Source organism: Luteibacter sp. OK325 (assembly GCF_003050935.1).
GTDB lineage: Bacteria > Pseudomonadota > Gammaproteobacteria > Xanthomonadales > Rhodanobacteraceae > Luteibacter.
Map to the genome: position 1 here is coordinate 289119 of NZ_QAOX01000007.1, position 8225 is coordinate 297343.

Below are 8225 nucleotides of genomic sequence, written 5' to 3' on the forward strand. Positions count from 1 at the left end.
GGGCAATAGCGAAAGGCATATAATGCGAACAGTTCTTATTTGAGTATGCCCCGTTGCGCCTCTCAGACGCGCCGAAAGGTGCACATGCCGTGGTCCAGACCGTTACCGATGCCCATCCTGCCGATCCGATCGCCCAACGCCTGCGCGATCTCGGCTTTGTTTCGGGTGAGCCGGTCCGCCTGGTGGCCCGTGGCCCGCTCGGTGGCGATCCCCTGCTGATCCAGATCGGTTCGACGCGGTTTGCGCTGCGCAAGACTGAAGCGGCCCGGGTGGATGTGTCCGTGGACGGCGTCGCATGAGCGCCGCGTCGATGCGCATTGCCCTGGTCGGCAACCCGAACTGCGGCAAGACGGCCCTGTTCAACCAGCTCACCGGCGGCCGCCAGAAGGTCGCCAACTACGCCGGCGTCACCGTCGAGCGCAAGGAAGGTCGCTTCATCGCGCCGTCCGGACGCACCCTGCACGTGCTCGACCTGCCGGGCGCCTACAGTTTCGATGCGACCAGCCCCGACGAGGCAATCACCCGCGACGTCTGCCATGGTCGTTATCCGGGCGAAGCCGCGCCCGACCTGATCGTTTGCGTGGCAGACGCGACCAACCTCCGTCTTCACCTGCGTTTCGTGCTCGAAGTGCGTCGCCTGGGTCGACCCGTCGTGCTCGCGCTCAACATGATGGATGCCGCGCGTCGTCGTGGCATGGTCATCGATGTCGAAGGGCTTTCGCGCCGGCTTGGCGTACCCGTGGTCGAGACCATCGCGATCAAACGTGGCGGCGCGCAGGCGTTGATCGAACGCATCGACGCCGCCATCCCCGAGATTGTTCCCACCGCTGTCGACAACGCCGGCATCGAGCAGCTACATGCCGAGGTGCGTTCGATCCTAGCCGAGACAGTGACGTTGCCGCGCGATACCGCGGCCATCGACGACGCCATCGATCGGTGGGCATTGCATCCGGTGTTCGGCCTGTTGATCCTGGCGACGCTGATGTTCTTCATCTTCCAGGCCGTGTTCTCGTGGGCACAGCCGGTCATGGACGGCATCCAGGCCGGCATCACCGGACTCGGTGCCTGGGTGACGGGGTTCCTGCCCGGCGACAGCGCGCTGCACAGCCTGCTCAACGACGGCGTCTTCGCCGGCCTCGGCGCCGTGCTCGTGTTCCTGCCGCAGATCCTGATCCTGTTCCTCTTCATCCTCGTGCTCGAGGAGTCCGGCTACCTGCCGCGTGCCGCCTTCCTGCTCGACAAGATGATGTTCCGCGTCGGCCTGACGGGCAGGGCGTTCATTCCGCTGCTGTCGAGCTTTGCCTGCGCGATCCCCGGCATCATGGCCACGCGCAGCATCCAGGATCCACGCGACCGCCTGACCACGATCCTCGTCGCACCGCTGATGACGTGCTCGGCGCGTCTTCCCGTCTACACGCTGTTGATTGCCGCTTTCATTCCGGATCGTGCGGTGTGGGGGGTGTTCAACCTGCAGGGCGTGGTGCTGTTCGCGCTCTATTTCGCTGGCATCTTCAGCGCGCTCGGCGTGGCCTTCGTGATGAAGCGCCTGCGCAAGGACAAGAGCGAGCACGCGCTGATCATGGAGCTGCCCTCATACCGCCTGCCCAATGTGCGTGACATCGCACTGGGCCTGTGGGAGCGCGCGTTGATCTTCCTCAAGCGCGTCGGTGGCATCATCCTCGCGCTCACCGTGTTGCTGTGGTTCCTGTCCACGTTCCCCGGTGCACCGGAAGGTGCGACGCAGCCTGCGATCGATTACAGCATCGCCGGTCGCCTTGGCCGCATGCTGGAATACATCTTCGCGCCTATCGGTTTCAACTGGCAGATCTGCGTGGCCCTGGTGCCGGGTCTTGCCGCTCGCGAAGTGGCGGTCGCCGCACTCGGTACGGTTTACGCCATGTCGGGCAGCGACGATGCCGTTGCCTCGCAGCTCGGTCCGCTGATCTCGCACCAGTGGTCGCTGGCCACCGCGTTGTCGCTGCTCGCCTGGTATGTATTCGCGCCGCAGTGCATGTCCACGCTGGCGGTGATCCGCCGCGAAACCAATTCCTGGCGTAACGTCGCGGTGGCGGCTGGCTATCTGTTCGGCCTGGCTTACCTCGCCTCGTTCGCCACCTATCAGATTGCGAGGGCGCTCTCATGAGCACGTTCGACATCGTCCAGGGCGTGATCATCGCGCTGGTCGTGGCGGTTGCCGCGTACGTGGCATTCCGCAAACTCCTGCCGAAGACCTCCACCCGGGTGATGGCACGGATCTCGGCCACCCTCAATCACGACGGTCGCTCGGCTGCCTTGCGTTCGCTCGGTCGCCGCATGCAGCCTGCCGCAGCGACGGGAAGCTGCGGTGATGGTTGCGGTTCCTGCGGCAGCTGCGGCCCGGCGCCGTCCGTGAAGACCGAAGCGCAGCCGTTGCATTTCAAGCCGCGGGGCTGATGAGCGAGCTTTGTGTGGGAGCCGATTCATCGGCGAAAGTAGGTCGCGACATCGTGGCAACCACGCGCTCTGCAGGGATCGCCGATGAATCGGCTCCCACAACGAGCGCGAGTCTCAGCTTTTTTCGGCGTCGACCGGTGAGCGCTTGCGCTTGAGGCGTAGTTTCCACCAGCTGACCGAGAGGTTCACCGCGAACCATGCGCCGATGAGCGCGAGCGGCCAGGCGATGACCGCCGGCCAGAAGATGGCCACCACGGTCAGCGCGATCGCGGTGAGGGCACCTGCGATCAACGGCCCGGTTTCGGTGTCGCCCAGCACGCGGTGCTCGGTCAGGGCAGCACCGACTGTATTGGCCAGGCGTAACGCACCCGCCGCCGCGCGGCTGGAACTGCCGCCGGTGTGACGTGGCCGTGGTGGGCGCGGCGAGCGGCTGCGCATGCGCTCGTTGCCGGAGCGATACCGGCGCCCGCGTAGCAGGATTTCCGTGGCGTTCTCGAGGTCCGCTTCGTACTGCGCTGCGAGCTTCCCGGCGAATCCGTTGTCTTCAATCGCCACGTCGATCTCGCGATTGCTAAGCCAGCTGGCGATATTGAGGTTGGACGAGCCCACGCGTGCCCAGCGGCCGTCGGCTACGGCGGTTTTCGCATGCAGCATCGAGCCGTTCCATTCGAAGACGCGGATGCCGGCTTTCAACAGGGGGCGATAACCCGAACGGGACATACCGGCGACCATGGGGATGTCACTGGTGCCCGGGACAAGGAGGCGCACGTCCACGCCATCGCGCGCGGCGGCGGCGAGCGCCTGCACGTACGGCGCGACACCGACGAAATAGGCATCGGTGAGCCAGAGAGTCTTGCGTGCCATCGCGGCGACCATCTGGTCGAGGCGATACATGCCGGCCGTGCTCGGCTGGGTGGCGATGAGGCGTAGCGCGACTTCGCCGGCGTCTTTGCTGTCGACGGTGGCCCGGAGACGTTCGTCATCAGGCAACGGCTCGCCGGCCTGTTGCCAGCTGTCGGCGAAGGCGTGTTCGATCTCCGCAACGGCCGGGCCGTGGATCATGACGCCCGTATCTCGCCAGGGTGGTACGTCGCGGCCGGGATTGCCGAGCCACTTCTCGCTCAGGCAAACGCCGGAAAGGAAACCCACTTCGCCGTCCACGGTGAGCACCTTGCGGTGGTCGCGACTGACCCAGCCGAACGAGCTGCCGAGCCTGGGCGGGTTGTAGATGCGCACGTGACCGCCTGCGGTGCGCAGTTCGTTCCAGAACGACGCGCGGGACTGGCCGAGGCAGCCGACCCAGTCGCCGATGACGGCTACGAAGATTCCAGCGCGAGCCCGTTCGACCAGCGCGGCACGGAACGCTTGCCCGATGCTGTCGTCGCGGATGATGTAGTTCTCGATGAATACGTGGCGTTTTGCCGCCGTGATGGCGGCAAGCCATGCGTCGAAATGGGCCCGCGCGTCGATCAGCAGCTCCACGGCATTGCCACCGATCAGTGGCGCCCCGGCGCTTCGGCTCAGGGCCTGCTCGGCGAACAGGCGATTGGAAAACCCGGTGCTGCGGTGGCGTACGTTCATGCGAGGAGTGTATCGGCATAGCGTGAACGGCGGATGGGGATGGAGATGGAGATGGAGATGGAGATGGGGATGGGGATAGGTACTGTTGTAGAAGCCGATTCATCGGCGAAGCTGTGTGTGGGAGCCGCTTCAGCGGCGAATGGGTGCTTGCCTTTACCTGGCCCGCTGCCGCGGGATCGCCGGCGTAGCCGGCTCCCACAATCGCCGGGGGATCGGCGGTCACACGAATGCGCTAAAATGCGTGGCTATGACCGAAGACCTCCATAGCCGCCCCCGCCCCGCGGAAGCCGCTGCCCGCCGCCCCAGCACGGGTGTGATCGTCGACCGTGTGCAGGTGGGCGGCAGCGCGCCGATCGTGGTCCAGTCCATGACCAATACGGACACCGAAGATCCCGTCTCCACCGCCAAGCAGGTGGCCGAACTGGCCCGCGCGGGTTCGGAGATGGTCCGCATCACGGTGAACACGCCGGCGGCCGCGGCCGCCGTGCCGCGCATCCGTGAGCGCCTGGAGATGATGGGCGTCTCGGTGCCGCTGATCGGCGATTTCCACTACAACGGCCACCAGCTGCTGGAAGGCGAACCGGCTTGCGCCGAGGCCCTGGCCAAGTACCGCATCAATCCGGGTAACGTCGGCTTCGGCAAGAAGAAAGACGCTCAGTTCGCCTCGATCATCGAGATGGCGATCCGCTACGACAAGCCCGTGCGCATCGGCGCTAACTGGGGCTCGCTCGACCAGTCCATGGTCGCCGCCCTGATGGACGAGAATGCCCGCCGTTCCGACCCCTGGGATGCTGGTCACGTGGCCCGCGAGGCATTGATCCGTTCCGCGCTGGATTCAGCCGCGCGTGCGGAAGACCTCGGCCTCGCACGCAACCGCATCATTCTCTCGTGCAAGGTCTCCGGCGTGCAGGAGCTGATCGCGGTCTATCGCGATCTCGCCCGTCGCGCCGACTACGCACTGCATCTGGGCCTGACCGAAGCGGGCATGGGGTCGAAGGGCATCACCGCCTCGAGCGCGGCGCTCGGCGTGCTGCTCCAGGAAGGCATCGGCGACACCATCCGCATTTCGCTGACGCCGGAGCCGGGTCAGTCGCGCACGGCCGAAGTCATCGTCGCGCAGGAGTTGCTGCAGACCATGGGCCTGCGCGCGTTTACCCCGCTGGTAACGGCGTGCCCCGGTTGCGGTCGCACCACCAGCGAGTTCTTCCAGGAGCTGGCCAAGACCGTGCAGGAGCATGTGCGCGAGCAGATGCCGGTGTGGCGCGTGAAGTACGACGGCGTGGAGAATCTCACCCTCGCGGTGATGGGTTGCATCGTCAACGGTCCGGGTGAATCCAAGCACGCCAACATCGGCATTTCCTTGCCGGGCAATGGCGAAGCGCCGTCGGCACCGGTGTTCATCGACGGTGAAAAGGCGATGACCCTGCGCGGCGACAACATCGCCGATGAGTTCGTCGGCATCCTCGACAACTACGTCGAAACGCACTACGCGGCGCGGGGCGACTGAGCCATCACGCCTTGAATGCGGGGCCGTCCGGCATCATTACCGGCGGTTCCCCGCAGGAGACAAGGCATGACTTCATCCGTTCCGGTCCTCGACCTCAACGATGGTAACAAGGCCCCGCAGCTGGGCTTCGGCGTCTTCCAGATTCCCGACGGCGAAACTGCCGATGCCGTGGCCAGCGCGCTGGCGGCGGGCTATCGCTCGCTGGATACCGCGGCGATCTACAAGAACGAAGCCGGCGTGCACCAGGGTATCGAGCGCTCCGGTGTCGCCCGTGGCGACATCTTCCTGACGACCAAACTATGGAATGCCGAGCAGGGCTTCGACAGCACGCTCAAGGCGTTCGATGCCAGCCTGAAGAAGCTGGGTACCGACTATGTCGACATGTACCTGATTCACTGGCCGACGCCGAAGCGCGACCTCTTTGTCGACACCTGGAAGGCCTTTATCCGCCTGCGTGACGAGGGCCGTATCCGCTCGATCGGCGTGTCCAATTTCCAGCCGGCGCATCTCGAACGCCTGGTGAAGGAAACCGGCGTCGTGCCGGTGGTCAATCAGATCGAACTGCATCCCGACTTCGCGCAGCGCGATGTGGTCGCTGCCAATACCAAGCTGAAGATCATCACCGAGGCGTGGAGCCCGCTGGGGCAGGGTGGCGACCTGCTGAAGAACGACGCGCTCGTCGCCATCGGCAAGAAGCACGGCAAGGCACCAGCCCAGGTGATCATTCGCTGGCACGTGCAGCTCGGGCATATGGTCATTCCGAAGTCCGTCACGCCCGAACGCATCAAGGCCAACATCGCGGTCTTCGATTTCGAACTGTCTGCGGATGAGATGAAGACGATCGACGGGCTGGACGCGGGTAACCGCATGGGCCCGCATCCGGACGAACTGAACTGACTTACTGCCCCATCGAGACGTCGATCTCGAAGGGATAGGGCGCCGGCTTCTTCGGCGGCGGCGGGAGGGTCCAGACGGCAAACTGGCCGGTGAAGCATTTCGCCACCGGCGTTTCCGGCTGGACCACCACGTCGCTGGAGCGGCCCTTCGCGTCGATCGTGGCAACGATGGTGAACGGCGTCTTGTCCGCCGGCTGGTTGCTGGCGATGCAATCCTTCAGGGCGTCGGTAGCCGGATTGCCGATCTTGTCCCACAACGCCGCCTGCCAGGCCTTGCCTTCCGGATTCTTTTCCAGCGCCTTGGCGGCCTGGACGCGCGCGTCGAAGCCGCTGTCGGTGGCAAGGGCAAAAGCGAGGGCAAGCAGCATCGGGTGTCTCCGGAATGGGATCGGAAGAGCCTAACAGGGACGCGAAGGCTTCACATCCGCGGGGCTAGCGTGGTCGGCGGAAGCATCGTCCCCGCGATGCATCAGGAACCTGCCATGCGTATTAGCCCGCCCTGCCTGTTGGCCCTGCTGCTCCTGTCGTCGGCCGCGATCGGCCAGACCGCGCCGGCCTCCCGGCCGAGTCCGCAGCAGGCGAATCCGGCTGCGGTTCCGGTGCGACCGGCTTCCGATGCAGGCGCTACTGAACGTGGCCTGGCGCCGGTCCAGCCAGGTAACCCGGGCGTCACCCAGCGCGTGCAGAATGCCAATACGCACGATGTGGATGCGCAAGGACACGTGCTGGACTCGCACGGTAAGCCCGTCGGCCAGTCGGCGTCACCGTCGGCGATGCCGGCTACGCCCTCGACGGTGCACTGAATGCACCCCATCGCGGGGGATGGGTCGCACGGTTTTGCGCCAGTGCGCTACCATCCGGCGGGTGCCGTACCTTCCGGGGAGTGAGGATGAAACGAGCGATCGCCGTGGCCCTGCTGACGGCCGGCCTGGCCGGTTGCGCGGGAATGTCCTCGAAGATTGCCCGACTGGAGGTCGGCACCCCGCGAGATCAGGTCGTCGACCGCCTCGGCCCGCCCGATTCGGACCGGAACATGATCGGTTTCGAAGTGATGAGCTGGATTGACCGCCGTCCCGGCCGCTTCTCGTTCTCCCATCAGGACTACACCGTTGTGCTGAAGGACGCGAAAGTCGTCCAGTTCGGCCCCGGACTTGTTCGCCGTGACGGCAAGACCTCGCTGCAGATCGAAACCGGCGATCCCTAGAAGTCGCCTCATAGGCGTACAAGCGTGGCGCGGCCGGCGACGCTAGCGTTCCTCCATTGCCTTCGGGGAGCCGCGTGATGTCGATGAAAGCACCTACGTATGCCGAGCTGGCCTCGGAGCTGACGCGGCTGCATGACGCCCGCGAGGCGGTGATCGAGCAGGCCCTGGACGCCCTGGAGAGCCGTCACCCACCCCTGGCCCAGCTGGTCGTTTCCTGCGTGGGCGACCGCCACCGCGCCGCTCGCTGGCTGGTCATGCCGCAGCGGGCGTTTTCAGGACGCAACGCCTACGACATGCTGGCCGATGGCGACCTGGACGGCGTATGGGAGCAGGTGGTGTTGAAGCAGCTTGGTATCGTCGCCGCCATGTAGCCCCCCTTGTGGGAGCCGATTCATCGGCGATGCCGCGGCAGCGGGCAGGGGTCCAGCGAGCACCCGTCGCCGCTGAAGCGGCTCCCACAAGGGGCATCGCCGCTGAAGCGGCTCCCACATGGGGCATCGCCGCTGAAGCGGCTCCTTGTATCTTGGGCATGCCTCCCGCTGGGAGGTGCAGCAAGTGAGATCCCGGGGAGGCCGCCGGCTCCTGGAAGCAGAATTATCTGACT

The 8225-nt window shown here is 65.5% G+C and carries 10 protein-coding genes; 8 read left to right on the forward strand and 2 right to left on the reverse strand.

Annotation, left to right across the window (positions count from 1 at the left end):
* Window positions 1-53: 53 nt before the first annotated feature.
* From C8J98_RS16420 to C8J98_RS16430, 3 genes are read left to right on the forward strand one after another with little or no spacing between them, the layout of a single operon-like run.
* The gene (locus C8J98_RS16420) at window positions 54-299 is read left to right on the forward strand and encodes a FeoA family protein (protein ID WP_046966652.1); all 246 of its coding nucleotides are present in this window, start codon (window positions 54-56) and stop codon (window positions 297-299) included.
* The gene (locus C8J98_RS16425; RefSeq protein WP_107914260.1) at window positions 296-2143 is read left to right on the forward strand and encodes a ferrous iron transporter B; all 1848 of its coding nucleotides are present in this window, start codon (window positions 296-298) and stop codon (window positions 2141-2143) included. The genes C8J98_RS16420 and C8J98_RS16425 overlap by 4 nt, the downstream gene beginning before the upstream one ends.
* Entirely contained in the window at window positions 2140-2433 is a 294-nt protein-coding gene (locus tag C8J98_RS16430; protein WP_107914261.1) for a DUF6587 family protein, read from the forward strand. Before C8J98_RS16425 ends, C8J98_RS16430 begins: the two co-directional genes overlap by 4 nt.
* Window positions 2434-2547: 114 nt before the next feature.
* On the opposite strand, the gene C8J98_RS16435 is transcribed toward C8J98_RS16430, so the two are convergent.
* On the reverse strand, window positions 2548-4014 hold the full coding sequence (locus C8J98_RS16435) for a phospholipase D-like domain-containing protein (RefSeq protein ID WP_107914262.1): 1467 nt from the start codon (window positions 4012-4014) through the stop codon (window positions 2548-2550).
* Between the two features lie 247 nt (window positions 4015-4261).
* Here C8J98_RS16435 and ispG point away from each other — a divergent pair, with 247 nt between their 5' ends.
* Window positions 4262-5521, forward strand: coding sequence for a flavodoxin-dependent (E)-4-hydroxy-3-methylbut-2-enyl-diphosphate synthase (ispG, locus tag C8J98_RS16440; RefSeq protein ID WP_107914263.1), 1260 nt, complete (start codon window positions 4262-4264; stop codon window positions 5519-5521).
* A 66-nt stretch (window positions 5522-5587) separates the two neighbouring features.
* A complete protein-coding gene (locus C8J98_RS16445; protein WP_107914264.1) occupies window positions 5588-6418 on the forward strand; it encodes an aldo/keto reductase in 831 nt (276 codons plus the stop codon).
* Between the two features lies 1 nt (window position 6419).
* Here C8J98_RS16445 and C8J98_RS16450 read toward each other — a convergent pair whose 3' ends face one another.
* Entirely contained in the window at window positions 6420-6785 is a 366-nt protein-coding gene (locus C8J98_RS16450; protein WP_107914265.1) for a peptidase C13, read from the reverse strand.
* Between the two features lie 114 nt (window positions 6786-6899).
* Here C8J98_RS16450 and C8J98_RS16455 point away from each other — a divergent pair, with 114 nt between their 5' ends.
* From C8J98_RS16455 to C8J98_RS16465, 3 genes are all read left to right on the forward strand, one after another.
* Window positions 6900-7220 carry a hypothetical protein gene (locus C8J98_RS16455; RefSeq protein ID WP_107914266.1) on the forward strand — a complete coding sequence of 107 codons (321 nt, stop codon included), beginning with the start codon at window positions 6900-6902 and terminating at the stop codon, window positions 7218-7220.
* 104 nt (window positions 7221-7324) lie between these two features.
* A complete protein-coding gene (locus C8J98_RS16460) occupies window positions 7325-7621 on the forward strand; it encodes a hypothetical protein (protein ID WP_146171659.1) in 297 nt (98 codons plus the stop codon).
* Between the two features lie 83 nt (window positions 7622-7704).
* Window positions 7705-7992 carry an antitoxin Xre/MbcA/ParS toxin-binding domain-containing protein gene (locus C8J98_RS16465; RefSeq protein ID WP_158272741.1) on the forward strand — a complete coding sequence of 96 codons (288 nt, stop codon included), beginning with the start codon at window positions 7705-7707 and terminating at the stop codon, window positions 7990-7992.
* Window positions 7993-8225 lie beyond the last annotated feature (233 nt).

What these genes read in the sequence shown, in the direction of transcription:
- C8J98_RS16425 (WP_107914260.1), top strand. Translation starts at nt 296, where the DNA reads ATGAGCGCCGCGTCGATGCGCATTGCCCTGGTCGGCAACCCGAACTGC.
- C8J98_RS16430 (WP_107914261.1), top strand. Translation starts at nt 2,140, where the DNA reads ATGAGCACGTTCGACATCGTCCAGGGCGTGATCATCGCGCTGGTCGTG.
- C8J98_RS16435 (WP_107914262.1), bottom strand. Translation starts at nt 4,014, where the DNA reads ATGAACGTACGCCACCGCAGCACCGGGTTTTCCAATCGCCTGTTCGCC.
- ispG (WP_107914263.1), top strand. Translation starts at nt 4,262, where the DNA reads ATGACCGAAGACCTCCATAGCCGCCCCCGCCCCGCGGAAGCCGCTGCC.
- C8J98_RS16445 (WP_107914264.1), top strand. Translation starts at nt 5,588, where the DNA reads ATGACTTCATCCGTTCCGGTCCTCGACCTCAACGATGGTAACAAGGCC.
- C8J98_RS16450 (WP_107914265.1), bottom strand. Translation starts at nt 6,785, where the DNA reads ATGCTGCTTGCCCTCGCTTTTGCCCTTGCCACCGACAGCGGCTTCGAC.
- C8J98_RS16455 (WP_107914266.1), top strand. Translation starts at nt 6,900, where the DNA reads ATGCGTATTAGCCCGCCCTGCCTGTTGGCCCTGCTGCTCCTGTCGTCG.
- C8J98_RS16465 (WP_158272741.1), top strand. Translation starts at nt 7,705, where the DNA reads ATGAAAGCACCTACGTATGCCGAGCTGGCCTCGGAGCTGACGCGGCTG.